Here is a 21338-nt window from a genome sequence, read left to right as displayed (position 1 = left end):
CGACCGCCGGTTGAGCGGTCCCGTGTGCTCAGGCCGCCGTTGGCGCGGGTCTGAGAGGACCAGCGTGGCGAGGCGGGACAGGGTCTGTCATATGCCGTTCCGCTCATCGGACCCGGACCTGGGCGACCGCCCGTGGGGTCACGGGCCCGGCGGCACGTTGGGGTACGGGAGGGTGAGGAGGTCGCCGGGAGAGAGGCCGAGGTCGTAGAAGAGTTCACGGTGGATGACCCAGGCGATGGTGTTCCGCGTGGTCCGGTCGAGGAGCGGGATCCGGTCGACCGCCGTGAGCATCGCGGCGTACAGCTGCGCGGTGCTCACCTGGGTGTCGCCGGCCCGGCGCCGTGCGATCGCCCAGTCCTTCCAGGGCTGGTCGAACGCCGCGTGGGCCCCGGCGGGGAGCAGCACGGTGAGGGCGTCCCGGCGGCTGTAGCCGGGCACGTCCCGCAGGAAGGAGGTCGGGCCGGCGTGCGCCGACTGGACCTGCGCGCCCGACACCCCGTACGCGCCCCGGACCGCCGGCGCGTCCGCGTGCCGCTGCACCGCGAGGTCCGCCGTGCCCGGCGCGCCCCGGGGACCGGTCAGCCCCGCCGCCCGCGCGTCGGCCACGGCGGCCGCCGGGCCGGTGCCGCTCGGTGCCGCCGCCGGCAGGTGGGCCAGCTCGTCGTCGATCCGCGCGAACACCTCGTCGGTGGTGAGGGTGGGTTCGGTCAGGTCGAACCGGCGTACCGCGGGCGCTGTGGGCGCGGGTTCCGGAGCGGGGGCCGACGGCCGGGGTGACGCCGATGACAGGCTGGGCGCGGGTTCCGGAGCCGGAGCCGGGGGCCGAGGTGGTGCCGGTGACGTGCTGGGCCCGGTCTCGGCGCGGACCGGCGAGGAGGCCGCCACTCTGGGCGCCGGCACGGCCTCGTCGACGCCGGCCATCGCCCGGCCCAGACCGAAGCGGACCGCCAGCGCGCGGGTCGACGCGAGGATGCCGCTCGGCGGAGCGGGACGGGGCACCGCGGTCGCGGCGCCGGGCGGTGCCCCGGGGGCGACGGGTTCGGCGGGCCTGACAGGCCCGGCCCGCCCGACAGGTTCCGCCCGCCCTGCGGGTTCGGCCCGCCCTGCGGGTTCGGCCCGCCCGACAGGTTCTGCAGGACCCGCGGAGTGGGCGGGAACGACAGGTTCGGCAGGACCCGTAAGGCGGCCGGGACCAGCAGGCTCGGCAGGCTCGTCAGGAGCCGCAAGGCCGACAGGACCGGCAGGACCCGCAGGGCGAGCAGGACCGGCAGGTTCGGCAGGGCCCGTAAGACGGACAGGACCCGCAGGCTCGGCAGGACCCGCAGGTTCGGCAAAGCGAGCAGGACCCGCAGCGCGGGGCCCCGGTGCCGCGGGAACCCCACCGGTCGCCGAGGGCCTGACCGGTCCCCCGGGATAGGTGGCCGCCGCCAGTACGGAGAAGACGATCGGGTCGATCCAGGTTCGCCTGAAGACCAGCGCCTTCGCCTCCTTGACGGCCTGGGCGTCCACCTGCTCCAGCGTGACCGGCCTGCCCAGCGTCTCCTGGGACTCGATCCAGACGTGGACCTGGTCCTTCGCGGAGAGCATGTACCGGCAGACGTCCCGCTCGTCGGCGGCCGCCCGGTACTCGGGCCCGAGCGCGTCCCGGTGCCCCAGTTCGAACCGGTCCGTGCCGCGCGCGTAGGCGGACGCGTCCTTGCGCCAGACACTCAGCCTGACCTCTTCGAAACGGCTTTCGGCACGGTTGCGACGTACCACCCAGTACTTCTGCCAGATGCCGTACATCTCGCGGGCCGTGAGCGTGTTGTGCGGGTTCGCCGGATCGCGCGGCGACGGGGAGGCCACCGGTATGCCGACCTTCTCGCCGGCGTTGTCGTAACTCGGCACGGCATGCAGGCCGCGGTCGTCCCCGGCGGCGCGTTCGCGGGGCCGGGGGCGGTGGCGCGTCGGCGGTGGCGGTGTCTGGCCGGGCACCGTGTCGCGCACCGCGCGGCGTACCGCCGCCAGGACCGTGGCGCTCAGCCCCTGGCCGTCCTGGGCCGACAGACCCTCCGGCAGCGTGATGTCGGTGGGCAGGTGGTAGCGCCGTCGCATGGTCTTCGACCTCCGGGTGGGCGGGGCATCGGTTCGCTGTTCACGGGATCCGCACTCCGGCACGCAGGCGGTAGACCGCGCTGGTGTCGTCGGCGGTGATCTCGAAGACGATGTCCGGGTGGAGCGCGCTGAGCCGGCTCAGCACTCCGGCCCGGGGGCCGCCGCCCAGCCCCGCCGCGCAGATCGAGCAGACCTCCTGGTCGACGCGGATGTGCACGGTCCTCCCGTGCGCGGCCTCCCGCTCGGCGGCCGTGAGACGGGACAGGCGTGCGTCCAGCTGCTGGCCGAGCGCCTGTTCCGCGTGGCCGTGCGCCTGCGGGACGACGACGCCCTCCGGCGGCCTGATGTCGTGTGCGGGGTCGTAGGTGCCCAGGGCCCGGGGCGATCCTCCGGAGAAGCGTTCGCCGCTCAGCGCGGGAATGTCCGAGCGGGCGACCGCGATCGTTCCCTCGTACCCGGCCGCCTCCTTGGCGGTCGGCGGCACGCTCTGTTCGCCCGCCCTGGTCCGGCGGATCCGCCAGTCGGCGCGCTCCGGGGTGGCGGGTTCGCGCAGGCCCGCCTCCTCCAGGCGCCGCCGCTCGGCCTCCACGGCGGCGCGTGCCTCGCCCAGGTCCTCGCGGAGCCGGTCCTGCATCGCGGGGTCGGTCGGACGCTCGGGCCGGAAGGGCCTGCGGCGTCCGCCTTGGCGCTCGTCGAGGTGTTCGGCGGCGATCGGGTCCTGCGCCTCGCGGGCGCTCAGTTGCTCGTCGCTCGCGGTCTCGTACCAGTTGCTCGCCTGTCCCGCCTCCGGGTCCTTCGCGGCGGCCTCGTCGAGTTCCTGCCGGTTCCGCCACCGGGGCGGAGCCTCGCCGCCGCCCCTCAACTCGCCGGACGGGAGCCCGACTTGACCGCCGACGGACTCGGCAGCGGTCTGCCCCGGTGCCGGAGGACGCCAGGCCCGCATCTCCGTCAGCACCTCCTCGAACGCGCCGTCGCCGGCGACCCGACGGGCGCCGAGCCGGTCGACGAACCCCATGAGGGTGGCCTCGTCCATCCCCCGATTCGTGCCGAGGTCGGCGACCTCCCGCACCCGCCGGAAGGCGAGTTCGAGTTCGGCGCGCTCGGCGCCGGTCAGCCCCGTCACATCGCCCAGGAGTGCCAACAGCCGGGCGTCCTTGCGGAGTTGGGTGAACCTTCGGGCGCCGGTCCTGACCGCGTAGTACAGGCCCTTGAGCAGTGCGGTCGGGTCCCCTCCCGTGAAGGCCCGGCCCAGCGCCTGGCCGAACGCCCGCTTGAGGTCGAGTGCCGCGGCGGCGTGTGCCCGGAGCGCGGCCCGCACCTCGGGTCGCAGCCCCTCGACCGCGTCGATCCGTTCGGTGAGCGTCCTGAGCCGGGCCGCTGCGGTCTCGGCGTCCGTGGCGGCGGCGAACTCGCGCAGCGGCGCCTCCAGCGCGGCCATTCCCTTCGCCGATCGCGCCATCAGCGCGGCCACCGTGGTGTTGAGGTCGAGCGCCGCGGCCGCGACGGCGATCGAGACCCAGACGAGCGACGGCTCCTGGTCGACGAAGGACAGCCGGTACTCGACGGCCTGCTGCCGGTACTCGTCGATCGCTTCCACGGCCTGGTAGGTGCTCAGCGCCGTGTTCGCGAGCAGCGCCGCCGCGGCTACCCAGCCGCCGCCCGGCACGAGTGCCGCGAGGACCAGGGCGAGGATGCCGAGGACGATGGCGGAGAAGAGGTGCCCGGACGGTTTGTGGTCGCGGATGATCCAGGCGTAGATGGTGTCGTCCTGCACCCCCTGGTGTTTCCGCGCCGCCTCGATGAGCTTCGGCTCGCTGAAGACACGCTCGGGGTCCTGCTCGAACTCCGCCCGGGCCCGCGCCGTGTCCGACAGCCGCTTCTGGACGAGGTCGAGCAGATAGCGCTGGGCGGCCTGCGCGTCGAGTCCGGTGAGTCTCCTGCGGTCGGTGTCCCGGCCGAGTCTCCTCGGGTCCACGAGCGGGTCGCCGCCGGAGCCGGTCACCACCGCCTGTTCGGCCGAGGCCCAGGAGGCGTCGGATTCCACGAGGAGGCGGTCGGCGGCTTCCGCGTTGGCCTTCAGCTGCTGGACGGGCATTGCCTCGGCACTCTGCTCCAGCAGGTTCTCGGCGAGCGATCGCTGCGCGGCGGCGTTCGCGTAGTCGCCGGCCGCCGTCGTTCTGGCGATGCCGGCGAGCATCCTCTCGACGGTGCGGATGTCCTGGAGCCTGCCGCGTTCCTCGTGGAGGGTGTGGTCGTAGTGGGCGAGGATGTCGGTGCCGAGGGTGGCCGCCTCGTTGCGGAAGCGGATCCGGTAGGCCTCCATCGCGTCGAGGAACGCCCGCTCGTGCGGGAACCGGTGGCGTGCCAGCGCGGCCGTCAACCGGGCCTCCGCGTCGATCAGTTCGCCCACGAGGGCGGCGCCCTCGACGGAGGAGGCGGCCTCGTCGGCGTACGCGGTGCTCGCTCTCAGCTCGTTCCTCCGGGCCCAGAGGAGGTACAGGTCCTCGCATCCGAAGAGCGTGCTCGCCGCCTCGTCGGTGTGGCGGGCGTCCGACCCGTGTTTCCGCTCGGACTCCAGGTACCGGTCCACGGAGGCGTCCAGTGCGGCCCAGTCGTCCGTCGTCGAGTCGACCCGGGCCAGGTAGTCCCTGCGCTGGGCCTCGGTCAGGCCGGTCAGCTTCCGCGCGAGGCCAAGGACGGTCCCGTAGTCCTTCGGGGTCAACGGCCGGCCGCCCGCGAAGAGGATCTTCCTGACGTCGTCGGGCAGGGCGGCGATCTCCCGGCGCAGGCCGTGCTCGTGCAGGACGTCGGCGCGGGCCGCGAGCCAGCGGGCCCGCAGGAGTTCGTCCTCGGGGCCGGTGCCGAGCTTCGCGTCGGTCGCGAGAGCGTTGTCCCGGCGGAACCGGTCGTCCGCCGCCGCGTTGATCTCGGCCCGCTCCGCCCCGGGCAGCCGGTCCAGCGCGGTCTGCGTGACGTCGGTGACGTGCAGGTCGATGAAACCCCGGTCGGCGTCCTCGACGGTCGCCGACCGTCCGCGCGGGTTCTGCCAGTGCCACAGGGGCAGCCGCCGGTCGACCTCCGCCTCGTCGGTGGCCCGGTAGTACTGCCGGACGAACTCACGCAGCAGCTCCGGCGGTGACATCACGCCTTTCACTCGCAGCCGGAACGGCCGCGCCCGGCGCCGGGCCGGGGTCCGCGTACCCCCGCGCACCGGGACCGCGACCGGGTGGCCGTTGTCGTCGTAGGAGGGAACGGCGTATCCCCCGGCGCCGTCGCGGCCCGGTTCGTACGCGTCCCGGACCTCGACCGGCGTGGCGCCGCGGTGAGCGTGCCGGTCGGCCAGCAGGCGTTCGGCCTCGGTCAGGCGGGCCGCGACCGCGCGGGTCAACGCCCGTGCTGCCGCCTCCAGTTGGCCGTCGGTGGGCACCCCCACGATCCGCAGGGTGATCGGGATGTGGCACGCGATCCGCATGGCGCCGGCTCAGCTCGCGGTGTAGGCGAGCTGGACGGTGGACAGGCTCGTGCCGCCGGCCTGCTGGATGGCCGATCCCCTCGCCACGACGCAGTAGCGGTACGTCTGGAGATCGACGGCGGCGAACGAGGCGTCGACGGGCACGGTGATGTCGTACGGGTTGGTGATGGCGGAGGTCGTGGTGCCGATCTCCGCCAGCTTGTCGGGAGCCGCGCTCGCGTTGGCCAGCAGCGCCCTGGTCAGGGCGATGCTGAAGCCGGCCGGAGCGCCGGACCAGAGGCCGACGGCACGGAACGAGACCAGCCTGATGTCCGCCGGCAGGCTGAGCCCCATCACCGCGACGCTGTCGGAGCCGCCGACGGACGGGAACGCCGCCCCGGTCTCGTCGTAGAGCCACCCGTCGCCTCCCGGCAGCGAGACGAGGTCGAGGCCGGGGGTGAGCAGTTGCTGGCCGGTCGGCGTGCCGACGGGCTGGGCGAGCGCGGTGTCGATCCCGGTGACCACGGCGGCCGCCTGGTGGAGGTCGCTCGCGATGGCGTCGAACCGCACGTTGAAGCCGTTCGGGCCGTCGGCGGTGATGCGGCTGACGTTGTCGATCCAGTCGGTGGGCTTGAACGTCGGGGTGTAACGGAGGTCGGTCACAGGTGTCCCTTCCCGGTCAGGACGGCGGGGCGAAGGTGAGATGGACGGCCTCGATCGACATGCCGCCGAAGAGGACGGTCTGGAAGGTCGCCGTGAGGACGTAGCGGAAGACGCCGGTGTCGATCAGGGCGCGTGGCGCCGAGACCGGTATCTGGAGGTCGAAGGGTCCGACGGACACGAAGTCGTCGTCAACCGCCAGCGGTTCGGGGGCCGGCGGTGGGACGACGAGCCGGAGCGGTGTGCGCGCCAGTGAGATGCTGCCGGCCACACCGTGGGAGGAGCCTCGCTGCATGTCGCCCACGACCCGCACCGCCGTCAGCCGGAGCCCGTGCGGCAGGGTGAGGTTGGCGACCCCGGTCATGGCGAGGGAGTTGGCGTGGGCCACGCCGTTCCTGTCGTAGCTCCACTGGCCCCCCGACAGCAGTCCGGTGGGGCGCAGGGTCGGGGTGAAGCTGAGCCGCTGCGGCTGCGGGGGCGGTGCGGCGTTGGACGCGTCGATCGCCGCGCCGATGTCCTCGACAGTGGTGGACAGCCCGGCCAGGTCGCTCGCGATCGCGTTGAAGCGCACGTTGAACCCGTTCGGACCGGCTGCCTCCACCCGGTCCTTGCGGTCCTCCCAGGGGACATGGTGGAACGTCGGGGTGTAGCTGAGGTCGGCCACGATGTCTCCTAGCTGGTCGTGTAGGCGATCTGGAAGGCGGCGAGGGTCACCGTGGTGCCACCACCGCTGATGAACGTGGCCTGGATGAGGTAGCGGTACGTCGCGGTCTGGGTCACGGCCGTCGTCGGATCCACGTCCGTGGACCTGTCGAACGGGTCCGTGGCGCCGCCGACCGACGCCAGTACCTCCGGAGTGCCGCCGGGGATCTTGACCCGGGACAGGGAGATGTCCAGCTCCACCACGTTGTTGCCGGCCTGGCCCATCGCGCGGAACGACGTCAGGCGGGCGTTGTCGGGGAGCGCCACCTCCAGCTGTCCGTAGAAGACGTCCTCGCCCGACGCCGTGGCCGCACCACTGGTGGTGATGGTCCAGGGGAGGCCCCCGTCGGCCGCCATCAGCAGCGGCGCCAGGGTGAGCACATGCCCGGCCGGCCCGGTGCCGCGCCGGTCGACGGCGTCGTCGATCTGGCCGACCACTCCGGACAGTTGGCGCAGATCGCTCTCGATGGCGGCGAACCGGGCGTTGAATCCGTTCGGTTCGTCGGCCCTGACCCGGTCGCCGTCGGGGCCGTCCACGAACTCCTGGTGGACGAAGGTGGGTTGGAAGACGATGTCAGCCATCGGCGGGCCTCCTGGCTCGGGGCGGCAGCGGGCCGCGGACACGGAACCTCGGGTAGGTGTAGTCCGGGTTGGCCTGTGAGAGGTCACCCTGGAGTTCGACCACATGGGCGCGGAGCGCGGCGGTGTTGACCTCCACACCGACCGGGTGCAGCACGTTGAGGGCGTTCATGATCAGGTCGTGCTGGTCCTTGGTGATGACTGTCGCCGGGGTCTCCAGCTCCGGCCGCAGCCGGACCTGGAAGGTGTACGGGACCGCCCGCCCGTCGATCAGGTAGCTCGCCTGCACCCAGGCCGTGCCCGCCGAGTCGGCCCGCAGGGTGACCGTCTGCCGGGTGCTGGACGCCACGGTGATCGCGGCGTCGTCGTACGTCCCCGACGCCCAGCCCAGGCGCGGTCCCTCGCCGGGGAACTGGCCGACGAGGCCGGCGGCGGCGAGGACGGCGGATGCCGGGGTGGCGGTGAGGTCCATGGCGGCGCCCTCGTCCAGCTCGATGACGGCCCCCTTCTCGACGTCGGCGGGCCCGCGCACCTCGACGAGCTGCCCGGGGGCCTGGCGCACCTCCAACTCGTCGCCGCCGCGCCGGAGATACCCGAAGCCGACGGCGAACGCGGGCCCGGCCAGCGCTCCGGCGTCCAGGGAGCTGTGCCGCAGGACGAGCCGGCGTCCTGCGGCGGCGGCCGGGTCGGGCGGGTCGCCGGTGCCGTCGAAGCCGGCGGTCACCGTGAGCCGTCCGGTGACCGAACGGCGCTCCAGTTCGGCGAGCAGGGCGTCCAGGAGTTCGGCCACGGCGGGCTGCATGAGATGGGCGCCGTCGCTCCCGTAGTCGACCCGGGCGTCGTCGTGGTGGAACAGGAACGCCGGGTCGAAGTAGGTTCCCGGGCGCTCCACGCTCGACGCGGGCACGCCGGGTGTGCCGTCCGCGGCGATGGCGGCGCCGTCGTCCAGGCCCGTCAGCCCGATCCGCAGGGTGCGGGTCGCCGAGGCGGAGACCGTGTGTCTGCCCCGGGCCACGTCGGCCTTGACGATCAGCTGCCCGGGAGCCGTGGCGGTGAGAGCGGCGGTCCGGTGCCGGGACCCGGCCCCGCTCTCCGGCGTCAGCGTCGCCTGCCCTGAACCGCCGGGCACCACAAGCCAGTTGACGAACGCGTCGGCGGGGGGCGCGGGGCGCAGCGACAGGGTCACGGGGGTGCCCGGGTCCAGGTCGGTCGGGTTCGGGAGGACGGGCGCGGTGGCGGTCGGGGCGGGGTCGGCCGAGGCAACACCGCCTGCCGGAGCGGCAGTTGGCACGACCGGGACCGGCGTGATGTCGATCCTGAAGTAGTCGCCCCGGGCGGTGGCCGCGTACACCTGGCCCGTTCCGGCCCGGTGGGTGACGTAGTCGAAGCCCGCCCGGTGCGCCAGCGCCGCGAGCCGCCCGGGCGGCACCGAACTGTGGGAGAGGAGCACCGCCCGGCCTGTTGCCCGCAGGTCGTCCGCCACAGGGGTGTAGGCGGCGGCGACCAGCAGACGGCCGGGCGGTGCGGTCTCGGCACCGGCGAGGGGTATGAGCCGGTCGAGACATTCGGCGACCCCGACCTGGACCAGGTGCGGGTCGGCCGGGGCGGTCCCGGCGGGCGCCGGGGCGAAGTCCACCCCGGCGTGGTCGTAGCGGAGCAGGTAGGCCGGGTCGAAGGTGTCCTCCTGGGCGGCGGTGCCCACCGCGGCCGCCTCGGTCGTACGGCGCCGTCCGGTCGCGTCGATGCTCTCGCCCGGCAGCAGGGTGTACGGCCGGATGTGCACGAGCCGGGTGCCGCGGACCAGGGTGGCGTTCGTGTCGTCGACCACCAGCGCGTCGTGCCGCCCGCCGATCGGTCCGGCGAGCCGGTTGAGGAGGGTGGTGAGGTTCGCCGGGGTCGGCAGGGTCCAGCGGCGGAAGAGTTCGAGCCGGCGGCGGTAGTGGTCGTCGTCCTCGCCGAGGGCGGGTGCGAAGCCCTCCCTCGCCGTGGAGCTGATCCGCACCTCGTCGACGACCCCGCGGAAGCCGCCGCCGGCCGCGCCGATGCGCAGCGGGGCGGTGTCCGCCACCGCGCCGAGCGGGTACAGGAACCGCCAGTCCCGCAGCCGTCCGTCGAGGAACAGCTTCACCCGGCCGCCGGCGCGGTCGAGCACGGCCGCCACGTGGGTGAACGCGTCGGTCGGCAGGCTGGTGTCCGCGAACAGCGTCACGTCGTGGTCCGGGTCGCCGTCGCCGATCGTGAACCGTACGTTGCGCGGGAGCCCGCGGCGGAAGTCGCCGATCGCGAACTCCCAGCCCGGGCCGGGTGTTCCGGGGTCGGAGCGGCGGCTGAGCACCGGTCCGTCGTGGGCGCAGGGGTCGGGATCCGGATCGGGATCGGGGGCCGGGTCGGGGCGGACGAAGCACTCGAAGGTCGCGTCGTCCCGCTCGCCGATGTCGAACGTGGCGTCGGTGTCGGCCACGATCACCGCGTCGGCGGCCCGGAAGCCCATCGCGCGCCCGTACCGGCCGGGGAGTCCGACCTGCACCGGACCCTGGAGCACACCGTGATGCGCGGTCCGGCCCGGGTAGGCGGCGGTCGCGTCCGCCACCTGCGGGAAGTCCCCGACGGCGTCGTCGAGGTGGTAGAGCGCCACGGTGTCGGTGTCGAAGCCGTACGCCAGCGCGGGGAAGCGCGGTACGCCGAGGTCGGCGCCGATCAGGTCGAGGCTCAGGCCCAGGGCGGACGGCAAGTGCCGTTGGGCGAGGGTCGTGGCCGCGTGCCGCCGCAGGCTGTCGCGTTCGGCGCCGGTCACCCACAGCAGCTTGGCCGTGGTGCCGAGCAGCGCGGTCAGCGTCCAGCAGTCCTGGGGCCGGTTGTCGAACGGCGAGGTGCCCATGGTGAGCAGCAGCAGCCGGGCGGTCGCGGTCACGGGCTCCGCCAGCAGGAACGAGGTCCCGGTGACGGTGCCCGCCGGTACCGTCACCGACACGTCCACCGGCCGCGCGCCCGGCTCCTGGTAGGTGATCGTCACCGTGATGTCGGCGTCGATGTCCCGGGTGGTGGCGAGGACGTAGCGCGGCTCGGGCGGTACGCCGAAGCGGGCCTCGTGGTCGGTGAAGCCGTAACTCCCCACCGCTGCCTGTGAGCTGGTGGAGGGCAGCAGGGGCAGGCCGAGGGTGTCGGCGCCGCGGGCGAACGGTGTGGTGAGCCGGCGCGCCATCGTGGTGACGGCGAGCAGGGGTGCCGGTGTGACGGCCTCGGTGGTCATCCGGTCACCACCGTCACGTCGAAGGCGTCGCCGTCGACCGTGAAGGTCGCCAGTTCGGTCGGGCCCATCACCAGGTTCTCGCCCACCGCGCCCTCCGCGAGCACCCGTTGGAACGGCACGTCGCCGAAGGTGATCCGGCCGAACGCGGCCGGTGCCCTGCGCAGGTGCAGCCCCTGGACGTCGAGCACGCCCGGCTGTTCGACGAACGCGCTGACCACCTGCGCGTACAGGACGTCGCCGCCCAGGCGCAGTGCCCCGATGTCCGTCGCCAGGCGGCGGCGCACCGCGGAGAGCAGGGCGACACCGTCCGAGCCGGGCGCGACGACGAGGGTGGCGCGGACCCCGACCTCGATGTGGTCGGCCTCGACGATGTCGGCGTGGATGCCGATCGGCCGTACGGTGTCGACCGCCGCGCCGACCCGTTCGAAGATGCCGGGTACGGAGCCGGTGGTGTGCCACGGCCAGCGGAAGTCGTGCGCCACCACGACGGTGAAGAAGTACGGCTGTCCGACGCGGCGTTCGCTGCTGAAGGCCCGCTGGTCGAAGTGGAACAGGTCGAAGTAGCTCTGCGACACGTCGACTCCGCCGAGCGGGTCGGACAGGACGACGTCGAGGACGCCGCCGACCCCCAGGGCCGCCTGTGCCACGGCCTCGACCGTCCAGAGGTTGCGGGCGATCCCGAGCAGCCGGCCGCGGTAGGCACCGTCCCCCTCCTCCTCGGTGCCGCCGGTCGTCGCGGCGGGGTTGGTCACCGCGAACTCCGCGGCCCCGAGGTCGGTCAGGTAGACCGTCTGGTACGCGGGGTCGATGCCGGTGATCGTGCCGGCATCGACGTCGCCGTCGGGGCCCGGCTCGAAGGCCACCACGCCGACGTCGGCGGTGGGGGTGTTCCGGTCGAGGACGACCGGTGCCACCGTGCCGAACGACCGGGCGGGCGTGTCGGGTTGGGCGGCGGTCACCAGGATCGCCCCTTGGGGCAGGACGTAACTCCGGCCCTCCACCCCGTTGTCGAGCGTGACGGTGACCGTGCCGGTGCTCGCCAGCGGCGCGCGTTCCAGGCCGGTGTCCTCGCCGAGCAGGTTGAGGGCGTCACCGGCCGCCGTGGAGATGAAGTTGGCGTAGTAGAGGTCCTCCAGCCGTTTCCACAGCTCGCCGTCCTCGGCGGCGGCCGTCTCCAGGATCTTGCGCAGTGCGCTGGTACTGGTCAGGTCCGCTCCGGGGAACGCCGCCCTGGCCCGGTCGAAGGACTCGCTGAGAATCACGTCGAGGGGCTTGAGGACGAACCCGTCGGCAGTCACCCCGTAATCGGTCACGGTCGTCATACCTCCACGTCCACGCGCAGCGTGACCGGAACCTCGGCCACCGTCTCCAGGTCGGCCTCGACCGTCCACGCGCGGCGGACCTGTGCGGCGCGCGCCTGTGCCACGGCGCCGGGGCCGGCGGCCAGGCGTTCGGGATCGTCGTCGAAGGTGACCTGTCCGACCTCGCTGACCCGCGGATCCGTGCCCAGCGTGCCGATCAGGTTCAGCCTCAGGAGCTGCTTGACGACGCGGGTGCCGTTCGGCTCGGTGAACGCCTGTGTGACGTCCAGGCCGTAGCCCGTGTTGAACCGGTCGGAGCCGAAGGGTGTCAGGACCCGCAGGGTCAGCGCCTGGGTGAGGTTGGCGATGCCGGTCACCTCGGCCAGGTCCCCGCCGTCGAGTACGAGGTCCCCGTCGTCCACGCGCAGGCCGCGCCCGAACGGGTCCGGGGACGTCGGCGTTGTCATGTTGCCTCCAATTTCGTCTGGCCGGCCGAGACGACCCGCCAGGGCGACGCCGTCAGGGTCGGTCCCTGTGCGGTCTCCAGCGCCACCGGTTCGTTCCCGACCCGCAGGGTCGTGGCGAGGCCGGTGTCGACGGAGGCGACCGCACCGCACGGTGGTTTGTTCGGGCAGGCCGGGACGGTCGCGGTGAGCAGGTCGGCGCGGGTGAGGACGGGCTGGCCGTCCACGGTGAGCAGGTGTCCGCCCGGCACGATCAGCAGCGGTGCGCCGTGCGGGCACTGGAGCGTGGACGCGGCGGTGAGGACGGCGGCCATCACGACACCGCCACGGCGCTGCCGTCGAGGTCCAGGCTGACCGTGCCGTTGGTCAGCCGGATCGGTTGGCCCTGTGTGCTGATGGTGACCGCGCCGCCGGCGTCGACCGTGATGGTCGTACCGCTGTGGTGGTCGACGGTGATCGTGTCGTCGTCCGGCGGCTTGGGACGGGTGCCCACCTCGGGCAGCAGGTCCTTGCCGACCACGATGTGCAGGCCGGTCGTCTGGATGATCCGGTGACCGCCCGCGTCGGTGAGGTCGTTGGCGCCGGGACCGGTGGGCCGGCCGTCGTCGCCGAGTGCGGTGGGCAGCGCCAGCCAGTAGTCCCCGGCCTCGTTGGCCGGGCGCCGCGTGGCCGGGTCGTCCGGCCAGAGGAACCCGGCCAGTACGGCGTCGTTGACGGCGCCCCGGTTGTGGGCGAGGAGGGCGCGCATGCCGGGGTACACCGGCACGACCAGGCCCGTGCGGTCGAACGCGAACACCGAGGCGATCGGCTTCTCGTGCATGGTCGCGCCGGTGTCGACGGGGCTGGCCACGCTCGGCGCGACCACGCCGGGGTCGGGGACCTGGGCGTAGTGCAGGGACGCCAGGTGCTTGCCGGCGCCGGCGACGTACTCCGTGACCTCGCCGACGTCGACGGCCGGGTGGTCGTCGCGGGCCCGGTCCACCATGCCCCGCCAGCGGTCCACCACCACCTGGACGCCGGTGGTGACCTGGGCCCGTTCGCCGGCGGCGGCCGCGATCAGGCCGAGCTCCGCGGTGTATCCGCCGGAGGTGGTGAACCGGTGCACCACCCGCGACAGCCGCAGCGTGCCGTCGGGCACCCCGGCCAGTCCGGTGATCTTCGCGACCTGGCCGACGCGCAGCCGCGGATGTCCGAGCACGGCCAGGTTCACGGTGGCCCGCACCGGCGGCGACAGCTCCCCCGCGGTGTCCTCCCCGTAGGAGCTGTCCAGCCACACGATGTTGGTGCCGGGGTCGAGCGCCACCGGTGCCGTGTCCCGCGCGGCGCCGACCGCGGCACCGAGATAGACCGTGCCGTCGCGGACCACCAGGGGCGCGTCGCCCCGTTCGGCGAGGGTGCGCAGCGCGTCCAGCGTGGACCCGCTGCGTACGGTGAAGCCGCTCAGGTCGCCCGGCAGGGTCGACCCCGCCGCGACCGGCACCTTCGCCTTCTCCAGCAGGTCGAAGGCGAACAGCTGCGCGCTCGTCCCGGCCGGGCTGCCGACGGCCACCGGCTTGTTGCGCAGCAGGTAGCCGGCCTCCTCCTGCCCGTACAGCACCGTGCGCGCGTATCCGTCCTGGCCGACGGTGCCGGAGATCCTGGTGACCCGCCCCACGAGGACCCGGCCGGCGTCGCCCGTCGTGGTGGAGGGGTCGTCGAAGTAGCCGAGCCGGATGGAGACGTTGACCGCCGTCCGCGCCTGGACCGCGCGGATCCGGTCGATCACGTCCGTCGGCAGGTTGATCAGCGTGACCTCGAACGTGTCGGTGGCGGCGCCCTCCGTCATGGTGACGGTGATGTCGGCGTCGAGCACGAAGGAGCCGGCCAGTACGTCGTTGGACACGGTCAGCGGCAGTCCGAGGCCGCCGGGTGCCAGCGGCGCGGAGATCTCCACCTCGTAGCGGATGACGAAGCTCATGTCGCCACCTCCCGGCGGGAGTTCGCGCGTCCGTTCATCGCAGGGCCACCCCTCCGACGACCCGGGAGCCGAACGAGCCGGCCCCGTTGAGATTGCGCGGGTCGAGCAGCATCGTGGGGAACGTCAGGGCCAGTTCGTCCGCGTGGTACTCCACCCCCGGCGCGAGCTTGCGCCGCAGGATCGTGGTCAGGCCGGCCGGCTCTTCGCGGTCCACCGACAGCACGAGGAACGCGCGCTTCGCCGGCAGCGCGAGCAGGTCGCCCGACGCGTCGTCGAGGAGGTCCTCCGCCACGTTGGCGTAGAGCCGGAACCGGTAGGAGCGGCCGGCCAGGGACAGCCGGAACGCCTGCGGGAACCCGTCGGCCGGGTCGATCGGCAGGGCGAGATAGTTCAGGGCCGCCATATCCTGCCTCCTTGGTCATGACGGGGTTCGTCGCGGACTCACAACAGGGCACCCGGGACACGGGCGATGGGACTGGCCGCCGGCCCGGTGGGCACGGCCGCGGTACCGGCGGCGAGGACCAGGTCGCCGATCTCGCCGAGCACCGCGGCCGTCAGGGCGGGTGGGATCTGCTGGAGCGTGATCGACACGTCCAGCGCGTCCCGCTTGGCCACCCCCTGGGTGAAGCGCAGATCGGTGACCTGCATGTTCAGGCTGACGGTCAGCCCCGACACCACCGGGATGCCGGCCGCCGACTCGCCCCGGGCCAGGGCGGCGACCAGCAGCCGCGAGGTGAGCGCGAGTGCCTCCAGGGCCTTCTTCTGCTCCAGCCTTCGCGGGCCGAGCAGGACGGCCTCGATCGCGATCGTCTTGTTCGTGGGCTGGGTGGCCTGGGAGAACCGGCTGCCCATGATCCGCTCGATGCGGTAGCCCTCGTTGATGGTCATGCTCTGCACGTACAGCAGCTGTACAGGGCCCACCAGCACCGGCAGGTTCACCGCGTCAGCCATCGTGTTCCTCCCCCTCCGCGCCCGTCAGATCCGGGTCGCCAGTTCCCGGTCGAGCTGGTCGAAGACGTAACCGGCGACCCGCTGGACCTCGGTGTCCGGCAGCGTCCCCACGACCTCCACCTGGACCGGGAAGTAGTAGTTGACGACCGCGGACTCGCTCTCCGGCGAGATCACGGCCTCGCTGCCGGACTGCGGGACGATGTACTCGCCCTCGTGCACCAGCGCGATCCCGGTGCGTTCCACCCGGCCGCCGGCCGCGAACCCCGGTACGGGGAACACGTCCTGGCCGCCGGGACCGCCCTCGACGCCGTCCGGACCCTCGTCCGGGTCGCCGTCCACGGGTTACGCCTCGACCCCGACGGAGAGCGCGAGGCAGGTGAAGCTCGCCTGCGGGACGCCGTCGATCACCACGTTGCTGGGGTTGGCGGAGGTGACGACGCAGCGGGCGAACTTCATCGAGTTGAAGGCCCAGTCCGTCCCCTTCTTCTCGGCCACGATGATCTGGAACTCGGTTCCCTCGGTGGCCAGTTGGGTCAGGTCGGCGACCGCGGTCGCGACCGCGGGCACGCCCATGGTGAACGTGAACGTCGCGGGCTGGCGGACGAACCCGACGTTGTCCGCCTCGATGCTGTGCAGCACGGTGTGCGGCGCGTTGAAGGTCGGGGTGAACGTCGAGATGGGGGTGATGGTGGAGTCCCCGAGTTTCACTTCGAGGCGTGTGTTCCAGTCGGCCATCAGGTGTGCCTTCCTAGTCGGACGTGGCTGGTCGGAGTTCCCTAGTCGAACTTCAGGTCGATGGAGATCCGGTGCACGGCGCCCGCGTACTCGACGGCGGCCAGCACCTGGACGAGGCGCTGCACCTCGGCGGTGTGGATCCGGTTCGCCTCGTCGGGGGTGAGCGTGGTGGGGTCCTTGTCCAGGAGCACGAGGACGGGGACGACGACCTCGAAGCCGTTGAGGACGCCGGCGTCGACGAAGGGACTGAGCACCGCCTCCATCTGGGCGATCAGGGCGCGCAGGCCCGACCTGCTGATCCGCACGTTCCCGATCGAGCCGATGAGCTGCGCCTTGAGCAGGAAGGACAGGTGGTCGACGAAGCGGCAGACGTCGATGTACTTCTTCGGGCTGCCGGGGTTGCCGGTGTAGCCCTCGCCCATGTAGACGCCGGTGCCGGGGATGAGCGCCGGAGTCGTCAGCCAGTTGACACCGGCTCCCGTCGGGCCCGATCCGGAGACCTCCGGCGGTCCGTTCAGGGTGTCGATGTCGGTGGGGTTGAACGGCGGGCTCTCGATGTTCACCGGCTTCAGCAGCAGCGACACGAAGGGTTCGTAGCCCGCGATGGTGCCGGTCACGGCCACCGCCGCGTCCTCGTCGCTGTTGTGCGCGATGTAGACCATCCGCTCGTTGGGCAGGATCACCTTCGGGTCGGTGCTCCCCTTGGGCAGCATCGCGATGCCCATGCGCTCCATCCCGTCGGCACCCGTGTTGGACACGGAGGTGACGTGCGCGGAGAGCAGGCCTATCGGTCCGTCGGGGGTCTTCGAGGTGGCGTCGACCGGGGTGTTGGCGAGCACGACGAGCTGGACGTTCAGACCCGCTACGGCCGAGAGGGCGCCCTTCCAGTCCGGCGCGGTGGCGTCGACGGGGACGCCGTAGACGAGGGTCGGCCCGGGGCTCTGCTTGAACACCAGCGTGAGCGCCTCGCCGAGTTCCCCCGGGAAGGTCTCCTCCGCCTTGTCCGGGCTGGTGAACGCCACCGGCGTGGGCGGCACGGCCGCTGCCGCCTCCGCGGCGGCCGACTTCTTGGCCGAGACCGACGCGGACGCGGGCGGGGCGGGGGCCGGGGTGGTCACGCGGCCCACGATCGCGATCGTGCCGAACGCGCGGACGGCCGGTGCGAACAGGTTGACGGTCGGGTCAACCCGGATATACCGAACGGGCATCAGGGTTCTCCTCCAGGGCGGGGCCGGTCAGGCCGGATCGGTGGCAGGTACGGGTGGGCCGGGTCCCGGGCCGGTCGGCCCGCTCCTCGGCTGCTGTCATGACGGTTTCCTCACGGGGCCGGCAGGAAGAGGCTGACGACGCCTTCGGCGGCACAGAGCCGTTCGACGTCCGCCGCGGCGAGCCCGTCGGGCAGTCCGTCGGCGGCGACGACGATGGCCGTCGCGTAGGCCTCGGCGGCCTCGGCCGGGAGCCCGGCGGGCGGCGGGCCGGTCAGGGGCCGGGCCGCCTCCCGTACGAGCCGGGTGGCGCGCAGCCCGCCGGCGAGGTCGAACGGGTCGACGACCACGGCCGCCAGAGTGACCGGCAGGGTGTGCGTGTTCGCCGGGTCGCCGGGGTCGAAGGGGGGTGGTGTGCGCAGCTGTATGTCCGCGACCACGTAGTGGAAGGCGTCCTTCAGTTCCTCCACCGTGCTGATTGCGTGCTCGGCGAGGAAGGCGTCGAGATCGAAGAAGGTGAACCTCGCCCGGAACTCGTCGAAGCTGGCGAAGTCGTCGAACGCCCGGGCCACCACCGATTCCGCGCCGGCCGGGTCGATCTCGGCGACCAGCGTGACGTCGACGGTGGCGCGCAGGTCGATCCAGACCGGCCGGGTGGGCTCGGGCACGGTCAGGGTCAGTTCCGTGCGGGTGTAGGACGGTACGAGCTGCGACCACGCCCCGTCCTGCCGGCCGGCCGGGAACAGCGGCCGTTGCAGGGCGATCTCCCGTACCCGTACGCCGGTGACCGTGTCGACCCGGACGGCCGACAGGTCGTAGACCGAGGCCAGCATCGTGCGCACCCGCTGGTCACCCGAACCGTCGGTGGGCGACAGCAACGCCCCCAGAACGCCAGGGTCACTCAGCGCGAGCAGCGCCCGGTCCCCGAATCCCGACATGATTCCCCCGCTGGTAGTCCGTCCCGGCGGCCCGTCCAGGCCCGTCCGGCGATGGCCACGTTGGCAGGGGGGCCGTTACGGAGGCGTCACGGCGGCGTCAGCGAAGGCGAAGTAGGTGTTGCCGACCACGGCGCTGAGGGGGGAAGGGAAGCATCAGCTCGGCGGAGAACTCGGCTGCGTGAGACGGCATTCGGGGTCTCTGGTCCAGGTGAGAATGATGAAGGGGCGGTCTCGGATTCCTCCGGAACCGCCCCTCACCAACGACTCTGCCGAGTCGGGACGACAGGATGTGAACCTGCGACGCCTTGACCTACACAGTTACGGAGTCGCTGAGCGCCGTGCGACGGGTCGTTCTTCGAGGCCGAGTGCACTTGACGGGGCTCGCAGCGGACGGTCGACAAGGTGATCCACCCGTCGCGCTCCACCGACGGAGAGCAAGGTCGACGCCCGGCGAGGTCGGCAGACCGCATAACGGACGCCTTCCCTGAACTGCCGTTCCCACTGGAGGAGTTGGCCACTCACCTGCCGGGGTCAAGTCGCTGGGCGAGGTCGTGGGCCATGGCACTGGTGAGGTCTCCGTCGTAAGCGCCGACGATCTCGACACGGCCCACGGTGATCGAGTGGGCCACGATGGGGGCGCCCCAGAGTCTGCCGTCCACGACGATGGCGAACTGGTTGCGCGGGGCCGGGGCCGACGCGAGGGAGGCGGTCAGGGTGGCGAAACGGGTCCGGTCGGCGGGCGTGAAGGTCACCTCCACCTGCCAGCTGCCCTCGACGGAGCCCTTCTCGGCCTTCGCCGCGGAGACGCGGACGTCGCTCATGCCGCCGGCCGGGTCGGCGTGAATGCACATCGCCGGGTGGGTCTCGGTGCGTTGCACGGCATAGCCGCCGCCGGCCGGGGTGCAGGCCCGCTCTGTCGCCGAGGTGACCGGCAGGAGAGAGACCGTGTCCGCCTTGGTGACGCCTCGCCCTTCGGCGGGCTGCACCACGTGGGCGCGCGGCGGGTCGTTGTCCGCAACAGTCACCCAGGCGGTGGCAACCGCCGCGGCGAGGGCGACCCCGACACCGGCGCGCGTCAGCCGCTGCCGCCGCCGGGCGACCCGCAACGCGCCGTCGGCCAGGCCGACGAGATGGCCGTCGGCGTCGCCGTCGCGCTCCCGGAGATGGGTGTGCAAGGTGTCGTGCAGCAACGTTTCGTGCAGCAGCTCCTCGGTCGAGTCGTTCATGCGGTCACGCCCCTTCCGGAGGCATGGGAGGAGGCGGACGGCCTTGCCTCGGCCAGGATGGTGCGGAGCGTGACCAGGGCCTTGTGGGTCTGGCTGCGGACCGTGCCCGGAGCGACGCCCAGGATCGCGGCGATCTCGCTGTCGGGCCGGTCCTCGAAGTAGCGCAGCACGATCACCGCACGCTGACGCTTGGGCAGCCGCCGCAGCGCGGTCATGATGTCCTGCCGCTGGACGACGGCGTCGGCCCAGTTGGCGCCCTGTTCGGACGGCTGGTCCGGCACGGAGTCCGTGACCGTCTCCCGCCCCCAGCTGAGCAACCGGAAACGATCCACCTGGGCGTGGTAGAGCGCGCGGCGCACATAGATCTCCGGCTGTTCGCGGTCACGGAGCTTGGACCAGCGCCGGGCCGTGGAGGCCAGCGCGGTCTGGAGCAGGTCGCGGCCCTGTTCCCAGTCCCCGGTCAGCAGGTAGGCCGTGTGCAGCAGCGATCTCGACCGCGCCGCCACGAACTCGCGGAACTGGCGTTCCTCGTCGGCGTTCAATGCGTCCTCCCTCGTTCCCCCGTAAAGACGGGTGCGGACACGCGAACGACTGCCCTGCCACACCCACTTTCTCCGCCTCGTCCACCGGACAGCAACGCCGAAGGCCATGGAATCCGATCTTGGGGAAGGTCGGCGGGACAGTGAGCGTCACCGTTCTCGGTCAGGGACGCAGCAGGGTCCCGGCGGCCTCTTCCAAGAGGGCCACGGCAAGCAGTTCGCCGTCCACAGGTCCGAAGCGCTCCAGGGCCAGCCGGTGGATGCGCACTACCGTGTCGGCCATCTCGTGCGGGGTGCCGAGGTCTCGGGCCTCACCCGTGATGACCGTGAGCTGGTCGTGGATGCGGTCGAGCCCGTAGGAGCGGAGGTAGTCCCCGGCGAACAGGGCCGTCAGGTCCCGGCGGATGAAGTCGCTCCCTGCCGCGCTGTCGGCCAGCGTGTCCCGCAGGGTGGCGAGATCGATGCCCGCTCGGCGTCCGAGCAGGAGCGCCTCGGCGGTGGCCGTGGCCTGTCCGAACCAGAGGAGGTTGATCAGGAGTTTCGTCGTGTAGCCGCTCCCGGGTCCGCCCATGTGGCGGATCCGGTCCGGCGTCGTGAGCGCCTCCAGCAGCGGCCGGCACCGGTCCAGGACATCGGCGGGACCGCCCACGTACAACCGCAGGCGCCCGTTCTCCGCATCGTCCGGGCCGCCGCCCATCGGCGCTTCGAGTACGTCGACACCATGGGCGCCCGCTCGTTCCCGCAACGCCCGTGCGGCTGTGGGCGCGTTGCTCGTCATGTCGATCCACACCGCGCCGGGCGCCAGGGCGGCGAACACGGCATCCGGAAGAGCAGCCGCCGCCTCATCGGGTCCGGGAACGACGGTGACCAGTACATCCGCCCCGACTGCGGCCTTCGTGACGGAGGGAGCCCAGTCCGCGCCCAACGAGCGCACCGCTTCTTCCCGTTCGGAACGCAGATCGGCAACAGCCACCGCGTGGCCCGCCGAAACAAGGCGCCCGCACAGAGGCGTCCCCATCCGGCCGGCACCGACGAGAGCTACACGCGAGGGCACAGAATCACCGCCATGGCAGTCGTTGCGTCTGACGCGTCCCTCCGGCGCACCCGAAAGACCGCCGCCGTCGGGCCACTTGGAGACAGGATGCATCACCCGGAGACACCACGGTCATCCTATGAGCCCGTACTGTGATCACGATCCGGCCTTCGTGAGTCGTCGCCGGAGGAGAAGGCCGCAGTCCGACACGACGAACGCGTCGTGGAGTCCGAGACGGTACTCCCGGGACCAA

The 21338-nt window shown here is 72.5% G+C and carries 19 protein-coding genes; all 19 read right to left on the bottom strand.

What is annotated here, in order from left to right:
* Positions 1–138: 138 nt before the first annotated feature.
* The gene (locus R2B38_RS37080) at positions 139–2094 is read right to left on the bottom strand and encodes a hypothetical protein (protein WP_318020166.1); all 1956 of its coding nucleotides are present in this window, start codon (positions 2092–2094) and stop codon (positions 139–141) included.
* Positions 2095–2134: 40 nt separating this feature from the next.
* Positions 2135–5566 carry a hypothetical protein gene (locus R2B38_RS37075; RefSeq protein WP_318020165.1) on the bottom strand — a complete coding sequence of 1144 codons (3432 nt, stop codon included), beginning with the start codon at positions 5564–5566 and terminating at the stop codon, positions 2135–2137.
* Positions 5567–5575: 9 nt separating this feature from the next.
* Positions 5576–6208: a hypothetical protein gene (locus tag R2B38_RS37070; RefSeq protein WP_318020164.1), complete on the bottom strand. Its 633-nt coding sequence runs from the start codon at positions 6206–6208 to the stop codon at positions 5576–5578.
* Positions 6209–6224: 16 nt separating this feature from the next.
* Positions 6225–6869 carry a hypothetical protein gene (locus tag R2B38_RS37065; RefSeq protein WP_318020163.1) on the bottom strand — a complete coding sequence of 215 codons (645 nt, stop codon included), beginning with the start codon at positions 6867–6869 and terminating at the stop codon, positions 6225–6227.
* Positions 6870–6877: 8 nt separating this feature from the next.
* Positions 6878–7489 carry a hypothetical protein gene (locus tag R2B38_RS37060; protein WP_318020162.1) on the bottom strand — a complete coding sequence of 204 codons (612 nt, stop codon included), beginning with the start codon at positions 7487–7489 and terminating at the stop codon, positions 6878–6880.
* Positions 7482–10736, bottom strand: a complete 3255-nt coding sequence (locus R2B38_RS37055) for a LamG-like jellyroll fold domain-containing protein (protein ID WP_318020160.1) — start codon at positions 10734–10736, stop codon at positions 7482–7484. The genes R2B38_RS37060 and R2B38_RS37055 overlap by 8 nt, the downstream gene beginning before the upstream one ends.
* The gene (locus R2B38_RS37050; RefSeq protein WP_318020159.1) at positions 10733–12058 is read right to left on the bottom strand and encodes a baseplate J/gp47 family protein; all 1326 of its coding nucleotides are present in this window, start codon (positions 12056–12058) and stop codon (positions 10733–10735) included. The genes R2B38_RS37055 and R2B38_RS37050 overlap by 4 nt, the downstream gene beginning before the upstream one ends.
* Entirely contained in the window at positions 12055–12504 is a 450-nt protein-coding gene (locus tag R2B38_RS37045) for a hypothetical protein (RefSeq protein ID WP_318020158.1), read from the bottom strand. Before R2B38_RS37045 ends, R2B38_RS37050 begins: the two co-directional genes overlap by 4 nt.
* Positions 12501–12815 carry a hypothetical protein gene (locus tag R2B38_RS37040; protein WP_318020157.1) on the bottom strand — a complete coding sequence of 105 codons (315 nt, stop codon included), beginning with the start codon at positions 12813–12815 and terminating at the stop codon, positions 12501–12503. The genes R2B38_RS37045 and R2B38_RS37040 overlap by 4 nt, the downstream gene beginning before the upstream one ends.
* A complete protein-coding gene (locus tag R2B38_RS37035; protein ID WP_318020156.1) occupies positions 12815–14458 on the bottom strand; it encodes a hypothetical protein in 1644 nt (547 codons plus the stop codon). Before R2B38_RS37035 ends, R2B38_RS37040 begins: the two co-directional genes overlap by 1 nt.
* A gap of 34 nt (positions 14459–14492) precedes the next feature.
* On the bottom strand, positions 14493–14861 hold the full coding sequence (locus tag R2B38_RS37030; RefSeq protein WP_318020155.1) for a hypothetical protein: 369 nt from the start codon (positions 14859–14861) through the stop codon (positions 14493–14495).
* A gap of 38 nt (positions 14862–14899) precedes the next feature.
* A complete protein-coding gene (locus R2B38_RS37025; RefSeq protein WP_318020154.1) occupies positions 14900–15409 on the bottom strand; it encodes a hypothetical protein in 510 nt (169 codons plus the stop codon).
* Positions 15410–15433: 24 nt separating this feature from the next.
* Entirely contained in the window at positions 15434–15748 is a 315-nt protein-coding gene (locus tag R2B38_RS37020; protein WP_318020153.1) for a hypothetical protein, read from the bottom strand.
* Positions 15749–15751: 3 nt separating this feature from the next.
* Complete coding sequence (locus tag R2B38_RS37015) at positions 15752–16144, bottom strand: hypothetical protein (RefSeq protein WP_043686931.1); 393 nt, start codon at positions 16142–16144, stop codon at positions 15752–15754.
* A 41-nt stretch (positions 16145–16185) separates the two neighbouring features.
* Positions 16186–17352: a hypothetical protein gene (locus R2B38_RS37010; protein ID WP_318020152.1), complete on the bottom strand. Its 1167-nt coding sequence runs from the start codon at positions 17350–17352 to the stop codon at positions 16186–16188.
* Positions 17353–17462: 110 nt separating this feature from the next.
* Complete coding sequence (locus R2B38_RS37005) at positions 17463–18287, bottom strand: hypothetical protein (protein ID WP_318020151.1); 825 nt, start codon at positions 18285–18287, stop codon at positions 17463–17465.
* Positions 18288–18805: 518 nt separating this feature from the next.
* Positions 18806–19513, bottom strand: a complete 708-nt coding sequence (locus tag R2B38_RS37000; protein WP_318020150.1) for a SecDF P1 head subdomain-containing protein — start codon at positions 19511–19513, stop codon at positions 18806–18808.
* Entirely contained in the window at positions 19510–20055 is a 546-nt protein-coding gene (locus R2B38_RS36995; protein ID WP_318020149.1) for a SigE family RNA polymerase sigma factor, read from the bottom strand. The genes R2B38_RS37000 and R2B38_RS36995 overlap by 4 nt, the downstream gene beginning before the upstream one ends.
* 160 nt (positions 20056–20215) lie before the next feature.
* Positions 20216–21199 carry an NAD(P)-dependent oxidoreductase gene (locus R2B38_RS36990; protein ID WP_318020148.1) on the bottom strand — a complete coding sequence of 328 codons (984 nt, stop codon included), beginning with the start codon at positions 21197–21199 and terminating at the stop codon, positions 20216–20218.
* Between the last annotated feature and the right edge of the window lie 139 nt (positions 21200–21338).

The sequence above is a fragment of the Streptomyces sp. N50 genome, from assembly GCF_033335955.1.
Classification (GTDB): Bacteria; Actinomycetota; Actinomycetes; order Streptomycetales; family Streptomycetaceae; genus Streptomyces.
Note: the sequence above shows the minus strand (reverse complement) of the source record. Positions and strands in the feature narration are given on the sequence as shown.